The organism is Sphingomonas sp. PEI4, assembly GCF_056679955.1.
Window position 1 is genome coordinate 1 of the sequence record NZ_JBWXPI010000003.1, and the last position, 16435, is coordinate 16435.

The window sequence follows — 16435 nt, forward strand, 5'->3', positions numbered from 1 at the left end:
AACAAGTAGCAGAGGTTTACCGGCAATACTTCTGCATTTCAGTATCGTTAGAAGCGGCAACGTACTATCACAAATCATCGCCGCGATTCGCCAAAAGCACGGCGGCGACTGAGAGACGCTGGAGCGCTCCCGCTTGATGGGAGCATCAACATGTCTGGTTCGAGCGATCTCACAAACTTAGTTCGTAACGAAGAACGGGCCCGAGAACAGGCTAAAGCTTGCGACGATATCTCGGCCCGTATCGCGCATTTGGCTCGCGCTGCCGGATATGCCAAGATGATCAAAGACTTGAATCAATGATTGGCGGCGAGACGACGGCGCAACACTTGGAACGGCTGATTGCCGTCATCGGTGAGGCACTGGCCGTCGCCGACGATGGCGAACAACCGCTCGTGGGAGCGCATCTCCACAGCGTGCTGAGAACAGCGACTGCGTTGCGTGCTGTTCCCGAGAAAAACAATGGCTGAGGTTGAAGGCCGTTGACTGTCGGGTGCCGCCACTTTCAGTAGCTATCTTTCAGCCGACGGCTGGGCAGGCAGATCGACCTCCGGACATCGCCCATACAAGTCGTACATCTCAGCTTGAGCTTTCAGTAGTTCGGCACAATACATAGCCCATCGACGATAATCGTCCGACCTGGCTCGTGATGCCTTTGATCTAAACTCGTCCGCTTGCTCATGATACCGCTGTCCCGACATCGCCTTCGCTCCGAAAGATGTCGAATAATACCGATCCAAAACGAATTAACTATAAACTGGTTTGGGCGCTAAATCATTTTATCGGCAGATTTTTACAATTTGAGTAATTTATTTCTATGCGTTTGGCGCGTGATGTCAAAATGATAGGCGCCAGACGGGCGCATCCGACGTGTGCTCGAAGAATGGGTCGGCAGTCGCTCAATCAACGTCCGATCGGAACAATAGATGCGGCGATCGCATTCGCTATTCTCGCCTGCTGGTTTGGATCGAAGAGCTTTTCTGCATCAAGCCGGTTGGTGACATAGCCGGTCTCGACTAAAATAGAGGGGACCCCCGGCGCCTTGAGCAATGCGAAGTTGGCGGTCTTTATAGCCCTCGGCTTTCCATCTCCCCCGCCAAGCGCCGACCGAATCTTCACGGCCAGTTCGATAGCAAAATTCATCGACCCCCGCTGACGCAGGTTGGCCAAAATAAAAGCAGTATCATCGTCGTGATAGGTAGACTGGGCCGAACGCATCAAACGGCTGACAACAACAGCTTCGCCTGCATCGTTCAAGACATAGACCGAAGGACCACGCGCAGAACTTGGACCGCTGTCGGCGTGGATGGAGATGACGAGGTTTGGTGAGCAGGACCCGATGATCTGCCGCCGCTGTACTAGTGTGAGGTTGCGATCCGTGGCCCTCGTCATTACGACCGCCAAACCCTTCCGAAGGCTAAGCTGGTTCGACAAGGCGGTTGCGATCGCGAGGGTCACCTGCTTTTCATATCTGCGCGGTATTACTGCAGGCGCTCCAACGTCCCTACCTCCGTGGCCGGCATCTATTACCACTACAAAGTCCGACGACTTGCGCGGAACCACGCACTGACCAACTGATAAGGCAAGAGCAGCTAAAAACACCATCCGCGACGAATAGCTAACTAGAATGCCGAAGGCCATCACGTCGTTGGCGCGGACTTTGGATGCAGCAGTGCTCCACGCCGGCGTTCGCTGTGCCGAGGGTTGGAATACAGGATAACTAGGCGGAGTTGGTTACCTACCCAAAGCGCCCGAAGCAGGGCCCAAACGCGCACCCGTCGGAAAGATTGCTCAGCCCGAGCCGCCGCCGTTTCCTTGTGGAAACGCCACAAATAGGGTGTCGCCGCTTTCCGTCATCGCAGTTCGACCGCGATCAATATGATTGTCCCATCGCCTCGGATTTACTCATCGTTTCTGTGAGGGCCAGTCAGGAACTTTATCTCCGATGGATCTATCGGCACATTCGATCCCGCCCATTGGCTCAATCGCAGAAAGTAGCGTGCTCGATCTTCGATACTGCACTCTGCCAGATCTTTATTGGGGGCAGGCTCATCATCACCATCACTCACGGTTCAACGTCCTCGCGCCACTGGGTTCCGATATGACCTTGGTTCCGATCAAAACCAAAAGTCGGTTTTTTTCGTTCAACATCCGCGTGAGCTCCAGAACCAGCTCCACGTCGATAGAAGGGAGATCACAATCCATCGCAAACTAGTTAGCCCAAAGCGCGACATGGCGAGTAAAGGTATTACAGGTCGAATTTAAATACCTTCTATGCGCAATTCCGCTGATTCTTCTGCCATCTGTTACATTTAGGATATCGTTTATTTTGAAAGCTAGATCAGCCGGCTGTCTATGTGACTACAATTAACTGTGCTTCGGCCAAGACGTGGTTTCCGCCCTGTCGCTGGGCCTTCCGGGAAAGCCGCATCGCTGCTTTGGTCGCGTCTTTCGCCGACCGCCCTCGCGTCGTCGCCACGCCGGCCGATAGCGTGACCTGTCCCAGTAGCTCGTTATTCTCACGTAGCTTCAACTGCCGCGCACCCATGTTGGCACAGGCAAGCTCTAGTTTCGCAATGCCCGTCGTGAGGTCGGGATCGTCGATCAGCATCATGAACGAAGCATCGCCCCATCGCCCAACCTGATAGGGTGAACACGCATCCTTCAGCGTCATTGCCGCTGCTTTCAAAACGCGTTCGCTCATTTCAGGGCCATGCGATGGAACGGCACCTAACTGATCGACATCGATGATTGCGATGGAGCAATTGCCGACCGCCGCAATGCTTGCTCCCAATCGCTGCACCATCGACTCGTATCCCGGCAGACCGGTTAGCGGATCGCGGCCTACCTCTTCGTTCACGCCATTCAGCGTGTCGCGTAACACCTGCGCTTGTTGCAAGGCTGCTGACAGCGAGGTTTCGGCCTCAGCCGTGCGTTCGATCATGAAGATAACGAGCTTGCGGACCTGTTGCGGTTCGGCCGACACCAGCTTCGCTGCGGTCCGCGTCAGGTCTTGGTTCAGCCCGTTGGTGGCTGAGGCAACCTTAGTCAGCAGCTCGAGCAACTGGGTTGTCAGCTGATCGAACATTCCACCAGCGAAGGGCCACTTGCTCTGTGGCATTAGCGCGCGTACCGCCTCCTGCCGCAACCGTACGCCCCCTTCAATCTCGCGATCGACAGCTTCGGAGAATACTCGGTCGACACCCGAAAGGTATTGGTAGGCAAATGCGTAATGTTCCGGAGCATGATCAAGCTTTTGTGCGTCAAGAAACCGAATTGCTCGCTCGCCGATACTGTCTTTCTTTATCAATGCCCGTACCCGCGTTGTTTCAACCGCCTTAAGCATCAGTTCTTAAAAATAGACTACCTTCCTGAACGAAATTTCCTTTGCAAAGCATGGCAAACCCGTGCCGGGCGGATCGATACAACAAGAGCACGCCACCTTCAGTCTCGAACGCGTTTTAGCGTCGCCGACGCACTGCCAAGTTCGACCTCCAGCATATCCGCCTTCGCGTCCAAGGCCCTTGCCTGGAAGTCGAACGGCTCAACGTTGCTCGGTTGATAGGTGAAGCGGTAGCTGTTCGGTCCACCGGCTTTCATGACGAACGTCGCCAGCCCCTTGCTGTCGGCTTCCCGCTCGATGCTCACCTCCCCGGTGACCGGTCCCTCTTCCAGCTTGGTCTCGTTCTTGCCGTCGTTCATGTAGAACAACCCGGCGGCGTTGGGCCACGTCACCGCAAGGCCTTCAGCAGGCGAACCGTCCGGTAACTGCGCAACGACACGCAAGGCGACACTTGGGTCACGCGTGGGTGCCCCCGCCAGCGCCAGCTTGACCGGTCCAGGCTTGTTGAAAATGTGAATCCTGTCGTCTCGCACGTCCCAGGTGCCCTCCGCGCGGATGCCCACACTGCCCCCGACGCTGTAGACCGCGGTGCTGTCGGCGTTCAGGCTGACATCGACCGCGATGCCCTCCTCTTCAAAGTGGTACTGGCCCACGAGAAGCTGCCGATCGGGTACGAGCCCGGTTTGGGACGATGCGGGGGCCACTGCCAACAGTCCAGCCAAGGCAGAGACACAGATCAAACGAAGCATAGCCACGACTTCCTACCCAAAGCGCCCCACGTAGGACCCAAACGAATAGCCTAGCTAGACCGCCTCCTGTAGGAAGCATACTGCTAACCAACGTTATGTAACTTAAAGAAGGGTGGTGCCGCTTACAGGACTCGAACCTGTGACCCCCGCATTACGAAGGCTAGTGACGCACCGGGAATAGTCGATATTTTACATATACTTATGAGCCGATATCCTGTGTCCCGGCGGCAGCACCCAGCCGCTTCCCAGTTTGGCAGAAGACCGCCGATCGGCCGCTTCCTAGTGAAAGCGCTTTGGCTTGGGAAAAGCCGAAAAGTCGACCTGCGCTATACCTGTGGAGAACAGGATCGGCCGGCACCCCAGTCGTGGAAGTTACGCAAGATGCTGCCCGCCCGGTAGAAGGCGCAGCCGCAACGGCGCTACGCGAGCCGCGAACAGTTCCTACCGCCCAATTTTGCGGCATACAGCATCAGGTCAGCGCAGTCGAACCAAGCTTGGAACGAGCCGAGCGTCGAGTTAAGCACCGCAACACCGCAGCTGACGGTAACGTTCAGGTTGCCGCCCCCCGGGAGGCTCATCGGGTGGTCGGCGATTGCTTGGCGCAACCGCTCCGCGACTGTCACCGCTTCGCTGGCACCGGTTTCGGGAAGCAGCATTGCAAATTCTTCGCCACCAAGTCGACCGAACACGTCACTCGGCCGCAGCATCTTCTCAGCGATCTTGGCGATCTGCTGCAGTACAAGATCCCCCGTGCCGTGGCCGTAGGTGTCGTTAACGGATTTGAAGCGATCGACGTCGAGCATCACAAGGGAGCTGGGCCGGTCGTATCGGCGGAACCGCGCAATCTCGCGCTCCGCCTGTTCGACAAAGCCGCGCCGCGACAATGCGCCGGTGAGATGGTCGGTTCGAGCAATCAGCCGAAGTTCGAGCTCGTCACAAACGATATTTGCGAAGTTTTTCAGTAACGCAATTTCGGCAGGGCTGAACTGACGGGCGCGGGTGTCCATCGCGCACAGCGCTCCGACGTTATACCCTTCAGGCGTCCGCAGTGGGATGCCAGCATAACTGCGAATATGCGGCGGACTGACGACGAGCGGACTGGTCGCGAAGCGGGGGTCAAGGTGCGCATCCTCAACGATCAGCGGTTCACGCTGCTGGATGGTGTGCGTGCAGAACGAAATTGAGCGAGGGGTCTCCTGCCGAGGGAGGCCGCGACTCGCCTTGAACCATTGACGATCGCGGTCGACGAGCGTCACCGTTGCAATTGGCACGGCGAGCACCGTACGCACCAGTGTCACAATCTTTTCAAACGGTTCTTCAATAGCGGTGTCGAGCACGTCCAAACGGCGTAGCGCTGCCATCCGCGCGTCATCGTCGTGCAGCTGACTGTCATCCATCGCGCTGCCCCTTTACCATGCCGCGAATTGCGATCGTCAGTTCGTCGGCATAGCTGTCTATTAGCGTGCGAACACTGATGTCCACCATGTCCTCCTCGAGTCCCGCGGCCCGCATGCTTGCGACGAGAGCCGCCAAGTGGGCCTGATGCCGTATCACGCTTTCCAGCAACTCCGACGGAATCTCTAGGGGCTCGGCGCCGCGCGGCGTCGGATCAAGTTGGTCGATGCGCACAGATTATCCTTTGCTACGGCCATCGGGGCTTAATCTAGGTTGCAAAGGTTAAAATTACTGGATCCGATCCTCTAGAGTCGCCGTTTACTCGTTTACGGCATGACCGAGCTGAGCGACGACGACGCTAGCACCGTCGGTCGCGATAGAAATACGCCCCCGAATGATCGTTCTCGAGCCGGACCGGATGAGTCAGGGCGATCTTTAGCAGAGCCGCGATCAGCGCGGCCTGCTTTATCGCGCCGCAAGTCACCTTAGCGGGACTGGAACTCGCGCGTTTGATCCCAGTCTTCTCCGGCCCCGCCTTCGACACTTCCACCTTGCTGCCACAGGACGTAGGCCCGCTCGCGGAGATGCTGATCGAGCGCCCGGTGCCAGTACTCGTCGGTTTGCCCTTCCGGCCACCCTTCTTCGTCCCACAGCGCGTACGCACGCTCACGCACGGATTGTTCAAGACCGAGCTTAGTCTCAGAGTTGCTGCTTACCGTGTCGTCGAGGGGTTCCATGCGCCCTCCCCGGCTTTGGTGCATCTGCGCGATCAGGCTTGCGAGTTCGTCGTCCGCAACCAACTGTCCATGAGCGGCGGCTTGCAATGCTTTAGCTTGATGACCTTGCCCCCGTCACACGTCTCCCTTGACGTGGAGACTATGCTGCCAAGCTAATTTGCCGGGCAAGCCATTTCTGTTCGAAGGCCATCGGACTGGTATAACCCAGCGTCGAATGAAGCCGTCGATGGTTGTAGAAGGCGATCCAATCCATCACCTCGTCCTTGGCCAGGCGCCGCGTGTCGAAGCGCATGCCATGGAGCCGCTCGACCTTTAGCGAGCCGAACAGTGTCTCGGTCACGGCGTTGTCCCAGCAATCGCCTTTGCGGCTCATCGAGCTGGTCATTTTGAACGCAGCAACGAGCTTCCGGTAATCGTTGCTAGCATATTGGCTGCCGCGATCGGAATGGAAGATCAGGCCCGGCGCGGGATGGCGCCGAAACCAGGCCATGCGCAACGCATCCATTACCAGCGTCCGTGTCATGCGCTCGCCCATCGCAAAGCCGACCACCTGCCGGTTGAACAGGTCGATCACCACGGCAAGGTAAAGCCAGCCCCCTTCGGTCCAGATGTAGGTGATATCGCCCGTCCATACCTCGTTTGGCGCATCTACGGTGAAGTTACGCGCCAGCAGGTTCGGCGCCACCGGCAGATCATGTGCGCTGTTCGTGGTTGCCTTGAACCGCCGCTTGCCACGGGCGCGCAGGCCGCAGGCCTTCATCATTCTGCGAACGCGCTCCTTGCCCGCCCGGATGCCGCGCGTGGCAAGCTGACGCCATATCCTGGGCCAGCCATAGGCCCCCTTCATCTCGGTGAAGACCGCTTTGATGTGAACCGCCAATGCCGTGTCGCTGAGCCGGCGGTTTGGCTGGTTCAGCCCGCCATCTGCGGCTTGGTGTAATCGGTGCTGGTGATAGCCGCTGGCGCTAACCTGCAAGACGCGGCACTGGACTACGATAGGCCAGATATCGCGATGTCGCTCGATAAAGGCGTACCTCACCGCGACTCCCTCGCGAAGTACGCCGTCGCTTTTTTTAAGATGTCGCGCTCCATGCGCACCCGCGACAGCTCCGCCTTCAGTCGCGCAATCTCCATCTGTTCGGCGGTCAGATCCTTGCCCCGAACGTCCCGGAGACGACCTGCGGCCTCTGCTTTTACCCAGTTATCCAGCGATTGCGCAGACACGCCCAGCGTCCGCGCCGCTGACGCTAGCGTCTCTCCGCCCCGCACCAACCCTCACTCCGTCCTTCATGCAAATATCCCTCTGCTGATCGAGTCCTATCAGCCAAGGGAGACGTCAGGCAGGGGCAAGGTCAGGTCGGTCACGACGTGGCGCTTGCACCCCTTTATCTTCTTGCCAGCGTCGTATCCGCGAGGCCCACCCGCCTCGGTTGTCTTCACCGACTGGCTATCAATGATGCCTGCCGTTGGCGCCGGCTCGCGACCTTCCGATACCCACACCCATGCCACCAGCACCGCGTTGATGACATCAAGCAGGCCGTTGTCGCGCATCCGGTAGAAATGATACTGCACCGTTGTGAGGGCGGGAAATCCTTGGGCAGTTGCGCCCATTGGCACCCTCTCGATGCGATATATTGGATTGCATCCCACAGGGTCCGCGCCTTGTGCTTGCGCGGGCGTCCCACCCTGGAGGTTCGCCTCAATAATGGCCTGACGACAGCCCATTCTTCATCCGTGCAGTCGCTTGCATAGCGCAGCCCGCTTCTGTCATGCTCGCGCCGAGCGGTTCAGTCCAGCCCATGTGATCCTCGTGGTCTTCGCAACCCCCGGTGAATCACAAACTACTGAAATTGCTCAACTCAATTTTCGGTCGGGCTCTTAGAGGTAAATACTTGGCCGGTCCGGTAAAGGAACCTCCGGACATCTCCCGGTCTTTTCAATAAGAATTGCCTGTTCTTCCAATATGCAGGCGCATAGCGACGCCCAAGTCCTATCGGTTTCAGTTCGAGCATGCATTGCCTTGGCACGATACTCCTCGGCTTGCTGTCGAAACCTTTGGTCCGCCATCCCGGTGACTCCGCAAAATCACTGTTTCTCTAAGTCCACTCGAATTGAATTTCATTGCCTCAAGTTAACACTCTTCCGGCTGAATCTTACAACCTGCCGAAAAAGACGAAAACCATGAAACTATTCCCCTGCCTGGGACCATCGGTACCTGGATCGCCGCCTACGCGTCTTACGGTCGAGGATACGGTCGTCTCGGCCGCGGTTCGCGTTGGTGACGCAGCCGCGTCGAACCTTGCTGAAGGTGGGGCATTATCCGCACGTGGCGCTTTCAATCCGATCATGCTTATCTCGGCGCGTTGGTCGGCGTGCTCGCCGTCATCGGAACGCCTACCGGTGGTCGCATACCTCTGACACCTAACTTAGCAGTCTACCCCCGAAACCCGGCATGTGCTTCGACCCTTATCGAACGTTGATTTCCCGCCTGCGACAGCGACGCTGGTTTGCGAGCTGCTGCCACTGGACGGCTTGCGGCGCTAGCACCGAACCGCAGCGCTGCCTGTCGACGAGACAGGCCGCTCACGACTGCACTCGGTCATTAGCTTGTAGATCGCCTTTCTCGCCCTCGGCTTTCTTTTCGTAACCGATGTGAGCGCCCCACCTGGTCGCTAGGCTAGCGGCACGGGGGGCGGCGTCAGCGGATCTCGATGTTGCGAGAACCGGCGAGCTTCAGGTGGAGCATCTCGACCAGTTCGGGGGCGATTCGCCAGGACTCGGCGAGGAGCTCAGCGGTTTGCGCTTCGACGGTGACGATGCGCTCGTCGGTACTGGACTCCTTCAGGCGATAGCCAAGAATGGCTACTATCGCGAGCCCAATTTCCGGATCCCGGAGGAACGGCAGCCACGCGTCGATGGCGAGTTGCATGCCGAAGTAAAACCCGTTGGCAAACTCCTCCAGCAGGACTTCGCCATCGTCAGTGCGCATGTAGATCGGCGCATACCGTTGAGTGCCGCCCGTCAGGGTCGAGCTGATCTTGTTGTATTGTTGAAACAGGGTGTTCCTGACGGTCGCCTCGACGGTGCCTTCCAGTGCCCATACGATCCGGTCGTTGACAATCGTCGGCAGCCAGTCTTCCGGAGGGATGAACTGCGGGGAAACGACTAGTGCACCGAGTCAGACAGAAGGTGCAGGCAGCCTAGCGAGTTTATCGAAGATTTCAGCAGCGGGCTTGGTCCAGACGAAGGGCTTGGGGTCGGCGTTGTGTTCCTTGAGGTAGCGTTTGATGGCAGCCTGTAGATCAACGATGCCGCTGAAGGCGCCGCGCCGCAGCCGCTGTCGAGTGAGGATTGAGAAAAAGCCTTCAACGGCATTGAGCCAGGAGGCCGATGTCGGTGTGAAGTGGAAGGTCCACCGCGGATGGCGGCCGAGCCAGGCTTTGACCTTGGGGTGCTTGTGGGTGCCGTAATTGTCCATGATAGCGTGGATGTCCTTCCCGGCGGGAACTTCACGTTCGATGGTGTTGAGGAAGCGAATGAACTCCTGATGGCGGTGCTGCTGCATGCAGCGGCCGATCACCGCGCCATCGAGGATGTTGAGGGCGGCAAACAGGGTCGTGGTCCCATGTCGCTTGTAGTCGTGGGTCATGGTGCCGCATTTGCCGGGCTTGAGCGGCAGACCCGGCTGGGTGCGATCGAGCGCCTGGACCTGGGACTTCTCGTCGATCGAGAGCACCAAGGCGTGAGCCGGCGGGTGCATGTATAGGCCCACGACGTCTTCTACCTTGGCGGCAAAAGCCGGATCCCTCGAGCGCTTGAATGTCCGGATGCGGTGCAGCTGAAGCCGGTTGGCAGTCCAGATCCGCTGGATCGTGCTCAGGGACACGCTCATCACCTTCGCCATGGCCCGTCCGGTCCAATGCGTGGCCTCCCCTGGCGGCTCAGCACAGGTCAGTGCCAGAACCTTGGCAACCACAGCTGTGGAAAGCGGCGCTGTGCCGGGCGGGCGTGTCTTGTCGCGCAGCAATCCATCCACACCTTGTGCGGCAAAGCGGGCCTGCCAGCGCCAGACTGCTGGTCGACTGGTACCGGTCCGCCGCGCCACCGCCTGCACGGTCAGGCGCTCGGACGAGGTCAGGACAATCCTGGCGCGCTGGATGTGCTTTAGCGCTCGGTTCCGATCGGCGACGATCGCCTCTAACCGAGCCACGTCTTCAGGATTCACGATCACGCATACAGTCTGGGACATCCGCCTAGACTCGCACGCCGCAGCCCAATTGTGAATCACTCGAGTGGGTCAGTGCACTAGAACTGCGAGATAGCCGTCAATCATCGATACACCCGCGGCGGGTGGGTCGAGGCTATCCAACCAGTCTTCCAGCTGCTCCGGCGTAAAGGTGCGCGCCCTTGGCCTGGGCGGGCGCATGAAGCGCCGACTGGTGTTCATGCCGCCAACCTCGCAGGTCTGTCGCTCGCCGGTGCCCAGTTCCAGGCGAGAAGCTGGTCGAGTTCGTGGTTCTTCACGCTGCCCGACACGATGCGCTCGAGGACGTCGTCGAGCCAAGTGTAAGGGTCCAGGCCGTTAAGCCGAGCGGTCTGTAGGAGAGACGCTAGGATCGCCCAAGTGCGGGCGCCGCTTCCGCTGCCGGCGAACAGGCTCGAGCGCCGTCCTTGGGCAACGCTCCTCATCGAGCGCTCGACCGTGTTGGTATCCACCTCGATACGCCCGTCATCGCGAAAGCGCGTCAGCCCGCTCCAATGGCCGAGCATGTACGTCATCGCCTTGAAGACGGGCGAGTTGGTCGACAGCTGCGGCATCGTGAAATCAAACAACGCCTTCAGACCCGCCATCCGCGGTTTGCTGTGCTCCTGGCGAAGCGTGCGTCGCTCGTCGGCGCTCTTGCCCCGCGCGTCGGCTTCGACGCGGTAGATGGCGGTAATCCGGGCGATGACGTCGAGGGCAAGCTGGGAGCCGGTCTTCTTGTGCGCCTCGACGAACCTGCGCCAGGCATGAGCCAGACAGAAGGCGAGCACCATCGGCTTGCCCTTGGCCAGCGCCTTGTAGACCGCATAGCCATCGACCTGCAGGATGCCGGCATAATGCTCGAGCTGCTGCCTGGCGATCATTGACCGGCTGGCAAGACCGCCACCCACGCACTGCCATAAGCCGCTGGCGACAGCCGATGACCAACTCTGCCAAAGTAGTGCTAGCCGGTGAGCACATCCACCATGACGATACGACCGTGCCGTTCATGGCAGCCGGCGAGACCATCTCCGGCAGGATTTGAGCATCTGTTCGCCAAGACCGCCCCTTTGGCGGCACCCCCCCCACCTGCCGCCTGCTATTTCTACACGCGCGACCGCACAGGAGCCCATCCGCAGCAGCAGCTCGCTCGGTATGCCGGCATCCTGCAAGCTGACGCCTATAGCGGCTATGACGCGGTCTACACCGCAGGCCGCAAACCAGGACCCGCCCTGGAGGCAGCTTGCTAGGCACATGCCCGTCGCCCGCTCTTCAAGGAGGTTCGCCTGAGCCGGACGCCTCTTGCGGTCGACGTCGTTACCCGCATGGACGCAATCTCCGCTGCCGGACGCGTGATTTTGGGTCGGAACGCACGCGAACGGCTCGCCTTGCGACAAGTCCACGTCGCCGACCCTCGAGCAGTTCCTGCGCCAGCAATATGGCCGCCTGTCGCGCAAGGGCGATCTGGCTAAGGCCATCAACTACATGCTGTCACGCTGGGCCAGCATTGCCCGCTTCGTCCAGGATGGCCGGATCTGCATAACCAACAACAACGCAGCCGAACTACGAGACCCGTACCGTTGCCGTCGGGCGCCGGAACTGGACTTTCTGCGGCTCTGACCGCGGCGGTGACCGTGCGGCCGCCATGTACACGCTGATTTAGACATGCCGCCTCAACGATGTTGACCCTCATGCCTAACTCAGCGACGTTATCGCGTAGTTTTCGGACCATCCACAGACCCGACTTTACGAGCTGTTGCCGTGGGAGTGGAAAGCTTGACAGCAGCGTCCTGAAGCCTTCGCGCATGCCGCTTAGCCATGCCTGCGACAAGCAGCGTCTCACCCTGCGACACGCTGCTGACTGTTGGGCGAGACCGAGGACACCGTTTCCGACGCGGCCATCAGCATGTTTTCCGAAGATGCGCCATCCAGATCATCGACGACAATTTCGGCGACGAGGATTGGCTCTGGCTTCCGCCGTCATCGATGAAGGCTTCGAGAAGCTCCGATACATCATCGATGAAACCAAGCTCCACCGCCGATAGCATCATCTGCGCTAACCTCGAGGGCGCTCACCGGATGCATACGCTTCGGCGTTGATTACAACAACTATAGCGTGCCGCTCCTACCCAGAAGAATCGGCCAGAGCTGTACGCCGTAGCCCGCCATAAGCCTCATAGCGCAGGCGACCGGTCGATCATGACCAGCTGTAATTAAGTCGTTAAGTCTCGAGGATGCAGAGACAGCACTTGCTCAAGCCGAAACTGCCAGCACCGCGACCGTACCGTACCGTACCGTGCCGTGCCGACGCGAAGCTGGGCGGCAATGCGACATCCTCTATGGGTTCTCACGACGTTCATCGCCGGGTTCATGGCGGGCGCTCCTGCCCGATCGGTATAATGCCCGTCGCTCGTATAGGTTACTTGTTGCCGTGGTAGTCACGATACCATTGTACAAAACGCGGTACGCCTTCAGCGATGGTAGTGCGCGGTTCAAAGTCGAGATCGCGCTGGATCGCCCCGATGTCGGCAAAGGTGTCGCGCACGTCGCCGGGCTGCATCGGCAGGAGGCGGCGCTCGGCGCGCCGGCCGCATGCCTGTTCAATCAGTGAGATCATCTCCCCAAGATCCTCCGAACGGCTGTTGCCGATATTGTAGATGCGGTGTGGGCTTATGCTGCCGCCTGCTTTGACAGTGCCGTCATCGGCGGGCGGATTATTAAGGCAGGCTACAATGCCGACAACAATATCGTCGATATAGGTAAAGTCGCGCCGCATCCGACCCTCGCCGAACACGTTGATCGGCCGCCCGTCGAGGATCGCTTTGGTAAACAGCCACATCGCCATGTCCGGACGCCCCCACGGGCCATAAACGGTAAAGAAGCGTAGGCCAGTCTGCGGCATGCGATAGAGATGCGCATAAGTCTCGCTCATCAGCTCATCCGCCTTCTTGGTGGCGGCATAGAGCGACAGTGGCTGGTCAACACGGTCCTCCACACGGAACGGCAGTGTTTCGTTGCCACCATAAACCGATGAGGATGATGCGTATACGAGGTGCTCGACCTGCCGGTTACGCGCAACCTCGATTATGTTAAGATGCCCGGCAAGGTTCGCCTGCAGATAGGCGCGTGGATTCTCAATTGAGTACCGTACGCCAGCTTGTGCACCAAGATGCACGATCCGGTCGAACGGCTCACCATTCAATGCAGCGTCGAGCGCGACATGATCAGAGAAATCAATCTGTTTGAATGCGAAGCCGTCGCCTAATTTACTAAGTTCTGACAGTCGTGCGTGCTTTAGAGCGACATCATAATAATCGTTCAGGCTGTCGATGCCGAGCACGGTATGGCCGCATGCAAGCAGGTGGCGGCTGACGCTAAAGCCGATGAACCCGGCTGCGCCGGTAACGAGAACGCGCATAAGGTTTCTCCTGGATCAGGCGGGCCTTGGGAAGAACTATCCCGCCCATCAGTGGCTTCGACGTCGCACGTGACCGCTCAGCGCTATAAGAGAGATAACCCGGCTTTTGCGATAAAAATTATCCGGCATTAGGTGGCGCCTAAGATGACCTGACAGGATCGCGCTCTTAGAGCCCAACCGAAAATTGAATTAAACGATTTCATCAGTTTGTGGTGCGTATTCCGGCGAAGCCGGCCAGCGTTCCGATCTGATGTCGGCCATTTGAGGCGGCTATACAGGTCGTAATGGTAGGTCTCGCGATACGTCGGTCAGGTCAAGCGTCGAGTGCGGAAGCGCGTCGTTTGCGAAGGCTCTCGCCGGTGAGATCGATGCGGTAGGCGTTGTGGACGACGCGGTCCAAGATCGCGTCAGCGAGTGTGGGATTTCCGATGATCTCGTACCAGCGGTCCACGGGGATCTGGCTGGTGATGAGGATGGAGCCACGGTCGTAGCGATCTTCGACAATCTCGAGCAGGTCTCGGCGGCGATCGGCGCTGAGCGTTTCTGGTCCCCAGTCGTCGATGATGAGCAGATCGGCGCGCGACAGCGCGCGCAGCATCTTGGGATAGCGGCCATCGCTTCTGCCGAGCGTCAGCATGGCAAACAGCTGGGACGCGCGATGATAAACGACTGAGAGATCATCACGGCAGGCCTTCTGGCCAAGCGCGCAGGCGAGGAAGCTCTTGCCCACGCCGCAAGGCCCGGTGATCAGCACATTGCGATTTGCGCGGATCCAGTCGCATGATCCAAGCTTGAGGAAGAGACTGCGGTCGAGGCCGCGGGCCGCGTGGTAGTCGACGTCCTCGATGCTGGCGTCGTGGCGTAGATGGGCCGCTCGGGCGCGGCTTTCAAAGCGCTTCTGGCGGCGCACCGTTAGTTCCTGGTCGAGCAGCAGGCCGAGCCATTCGGCATGGTCGAGCGACCGGGCCTCGGGTTGGCTTTCCAGATCCTGCAGGCCCTTGGCCATGCCTGTCAGGCCGAGTGTGTTGAGCAGGTCAAGCGTAGGATGGAGCAGCATACGACGTCCTTTCATTGAAAATAGAGCGGGCCACGCACGTTGGCGTGGCTGTCGACGCCGTCGCCTTCTGCGGACACGGCGAGATCAAGGCTGTGGGACAGGATCGAGGCGACGCTTTTCGAGTTCAGCCCGCCGACCGCGAGCGCATAGGCCGACACGCTTTCGGCGCGGCTCTTGTCGAGTGTTTTGTAGAGCTGCAGAACGCCCATGCAGGTGCGGAAGCCCTGCTCGGGGTACGAACGACGCGCCATGATGGCGATGACCAGTCCTTCGGTCTCGGGCCCGATCTGCGCAGATCGCGAGCATCATCGCAATGGCCGGCGACGAGATCATCATGGCCGAGAATGCGGTGATGATGATCCACAAGCCCTCCGACGGGACGTACGGCGTGGCGACCGAGCTGCGATCGACCGCCGATCGCCTCGACATGCTGCAGGCGCAGCTGGTCAACATCTATGCGTGTGGCACTGGCGCGCGACGTCAGCGAAAGCATGAGCCTTGCCAACTTGTGCAATTTCGCAAGTCCGCGGATCCTCGCCGCGGCCGAGCAGCTCGCGCACTTGGTCGCACCGGACCCGGGCAGCATCGAGCGACACTTCGGGAACGGCGCCGATCGTCAGCAGCAGCTCCTTCCCGACAAAGCGGAATTTGATCCGGAAAGACTTCCGGCCGGTCGGCGCCACGTAGAGGTGCAGGCCGCCCTGGTCGAACAGCTTTTATGCGGCCGCGCGCGGCCGCGCGGCTTTGACCGCGGCGTTGGTCAGCATTTTCGGTCTCCGATGATGTAAGTGTATAATTGTTAAGCTTATTTGTTTTATTCGGTTGCCCGTCATGAGCAGCGAACGAACACTCGGGGTGCGCTTCACCTCAAAGGGCATTGAACGAATGATGGAGTGCAGCTTCGAGGACGGACTGAATGCCAGTCAGACGGCTGACGGCAGCGTGGCGCAATGTCCTTACGATGACCGCTTGGCCCCGAATCTCAGAGGCGCTTGGATCTACGGCTTTCTATCCGGCAAGACGCGACTGCCCTGCCGGCAAAAGTTGCGTTCAAGCTGAATGGTTCGGCGGAGAAACCCTCCGCCGCAGTGTTAGTAGGTGCACGCCACCTTGTGCTAGTTCCAGGGCTCGAGGATCGAGAGGAACGACATGACCGAAATCGATGACGCCGCGGACCGCCTGATCGAGAAGTTGATGGACGGGCTCTCACGAGGATGCGGCGTCTCTGCCATCGTGCTGGGCAGCACCGAACCTGTCGTGGTAATGGAAGCGAAGAGCGTCGGCCGCCTTTTCGAGCTCCAAACGACTGCAGGCGCGACCGTATACCTTCGCGAGTCCGCGCTTTTAGGGATCGTCGTTACACCGGAGCCTCACTCAGACGCGGAGGAAATGCCGTTTCAACTTGATGATGGTACTGAGATTGTCACCCACCCGGAGTGACGAACTAACTCGGGTCGGCGGTATTGATCTGCGGTTTTCCCCGGCGTCGTTCGGTA

General features: G+C 59.2%; 16 protein-coding genes and 4 pseudogenes. 5 read left to right on the plus strand and 15 right to left on the minus strand.

Annotated elements, in window-relative coordinates; genetic code table 11:
* Positions 1 to 296: 296 nt before the first annotated feature.
* Positions 297 to 467: a hypothetical protein gene (locus AC1MLZ_RS21100; protein WP_480961936.1), complete on the plus strand. Its 171-nt coding sequence runs from the start codon at positions 297 to 299 to the stop codon at positions 465 to 467.
* 433 nt (positions 468 to 900) lie between these two features.
* On the opposite strand, the gene AC1MLZ_RS21105 is transcribed toward AC1MLZ_RS21100, so the two are convergent.
* The 11 genes and pseudogenes from AC1MLZ_RS21105 to tnpC form a co-directional block, all read right to left on the minus strand.
* On the minus strand, positions 901 to 1638 hold the full coding sequence (locus AC1MLZ_RS21105; protein WP_480961937.1) for an N-acetylmuramoyl-L-alanine amidase family protein: 738 nt from the start codon (positions 1636 to 1638) through the stop codon (positions 901 to 903).
* A 712-nt stretch (positions 1639 to 2350) separates the two neighbouring features.
* Positions 2351 to 3343: a GGDEF domain-containing protein gene (locus tag AC1MLZ_RS21110; RefSeq protein ID WP_480961938.1), complete on the minus strand. Its 993-nt coding sequence runs from the start codon at positions 3341 to 3343 to the stop codon at positions 2351 to 2353.
* A 98-nt stretch (positions 3344 to 3441) separates the two neighbouring features.
* Entirely contained in the window at positions 3442 to 4089 is a 648-nt protein-coding gene (locus AC1MLZ_RS21115) for a hypothetical protein (RefSeq protein ID WP_480961939.1), read from the minus strand.
* Positions 4090 to 4508: 419 nt separating this feature from the next.
* A complete protein-coding gene (locus AC1MLZ_RS21120) occupies positions 4509 to 5486 on the minus strand; it encodes a sensor domain-containing diguanylate cyclase (RefSeq protein WP_480961940.1) in 978 nt (325 codons plus the stop codon).
* On the minus strand, positions 5479 to 5718 hold the full coding sequence (locus AC1MLZ_RS21125) for a hypothetical protein (protein WP_480961941.1): 240 nt from the start codon (positions 5716 to 5718) through the stop codon (positions 5479 to 5481). Before AC1MLZ_RS21125 ends, AC1MLZ_RS21120 begins: the two co-directional genes overlap by 8 nt.
* Before the next feature lie 251 nt (positions 5719 to 5969).
* A complete protein-coding gene (locus tag AC1MLZ_RS21130) occupies positions 5970 to 6221 on the minus strand; it encodes a DUF2934 domain-containing protein (protein ID WP_480961942.1) in 252 nt (83 codons plus the stop codon).
* Positions 6222 to 6360: 139 nt separating this feature from the next.
* Positions 6361 to 7493, minus strand: a protein-coding gene (locus AC1MLZ_RS21135; protein WP_480961943.1) for an IS3 family transposase whose coding sequence is annotated in 2 segments (ribosomal slippage) — positions 6361 to 7283 and positions 7283 to 7493 — 1134 coding nt in all. Because the reading frame shifts where the segments join, the coding sequence is not laid out codon by codon here.
* 84 nt (positions 7494 to 7577) lie between these two features.
* Positions 7578 to 8022: pseudogene (locus AC1MLZ_RS21140) on the minus strand (transposase); the annotation flags it as partial.
* A gap of 897 nt (positions 8023 to 8919) precedes the next feature.
* Entirely contained in the window at positions 8920 to 9369 is a 450-nt protein-coding gene (locus tag AC1MLZ_RS21145) for a UPF0149 family protein (RefSeq protein WP_480962122.1), read from the minus strand.
* A 30-nt stretch (positions 9370 to 9399) separates the two neighbouring features.
* Positions 9400 to 10470 carry an IS630 family transposase gene (locus tag AC1MLZ_RS21150; RefSeq protein WP_480961944.1) on the minus strand — a complete coding sequence of 357 codons (1071 nt, stop codon included), beginning with the start codon at positions 10468 to 10470 and terminating at the stop codon, positions 9400 to 9402.
* A 194-nt stretch (positions 10471 to 10664) separates the two neighbouring features.
* Positions 10665 to 11348 (minus strand): IS66 family transposase, encoded by a 684-nt coding sequence (gene tnpC / locus AC1MLZ_RS21155; protein WP_480961945.1) that lies wholly within the window; start codon positions 11346 to 11348, stop codon positions 10665 to 10667.
* A gap of 83 nt (positions 11349 to 11431) precedes the next feature.
* Between tnpC and AC1MLZ_RS21160 the strand changes: the two are divergent.
* Together AC1MLZ_RS21160 and AC1MLZ_RS21165 are read left to right on the plus strand one after the other, a co-directional pair.
* Positions 11432 to 11711 (plus strand): annotated as a pseudogene (locus AC1MLZ_RS21160) (IS66 family transposase); the annotation flags it as partial.
* A gap of 175 nt (positions 11712 to 11886) precedes the next feature.
* Positions 11887 to 12084: pseudogene (locus AC1MLZ_RS21165) on the plus strand (IS66 family transposase); the annotation flags it as partial.
* Positions 12085 to 12883: 799 nt separating this feature from the next.
* Here the strand turns inward: AC1MLZ_RS21165 and AC1MLZ_RS21170 are convergent.
* From AC1MLZ_RS21170 to AC1MLZ_RS21180, 3 genes are all read right to left on the minus strand, one after another.
* A complete protein-coding gene (locus AC1MLZ_RS21170; RefSeq protein WP_480961946.1) occupies positions 12884 to 13882 on the minus strand; it encodes an NAD-dependent epimerase/dehydratase family protein in 999 nt (332 codons plus the stop codon).
* Between the two features lie 313 nt (positions 13883 to 14195).
* The gene (gene istB, locus AC1MLZ_RS21175) at positions 14196 to 14939 is read right to left on the minus strand and encodes an IS21-like element helper ATPase IstB (RefSeq protein ID WP_480961947.1); all 744 of its coding nucleotides are present in this window, start codon (positions 14937 to 14939) and stop codon (positions 14196 to 14198) included.
* Positions 14940 to 14950: 11 nt separating this feature from the next.
* Positions 14951 to 15190, minus strand: a complete 240-nt coding sequence (locus tag AC1MLZ_RS21180) for a hypothetical protein (protein WP_480961948.1) — start codon at positions 15188 to 15190, stop codon at positions 14951 to 14953.
* 83 nt (positions 15191 to 15273) lie between these two features.
* On the opposite strand from AC1MLZ_RS21180, the pseudogene AC1MLZ_RS21185 reads away from it, so the two are divergent.
* Positions 15274 to 15363: pseudogene (locus AC1MLZ_RS21185) on the plus strand (hypothetical protein); the annotation flags it as partial.
* Positions 15364 to 15385: 22 nt separating this feature from the next.
* Here the strand turns inward: AC1MLZ_RS21185 and AC1MLZ_RS21190 are convergent.
* Positions 15386 to 15622, minus strand: a complete 237-nt coding sequence (locus tag AC1MLZ_RS21190; protein ID WP_480961949.1) for an Arm DNA-binding domain-containing protein — start codon at positions 15620 to 15622, stop codon at positions 15386 to 15388.
* A 466-nt stretch (positions 15623 to 16088) separates the two neighbouring features.
* Between AC1MLZ_RS21190 and AC1MLZ_RS21195 the strand changes: the two genes are divergently transcribed.
* On the plus strand, positions 16089 to 16379 hold the full coding sequence (locus tag AC1MLZ_RS21195; protein WP_480961950.1) for a hypothetical protein: 291 nt from the start codon (positions 16089 to 16091) through the stop codon (positions 16377 to 16379).
* Positions 16380 to 16435: the final 56 nt, after the last annotated feature.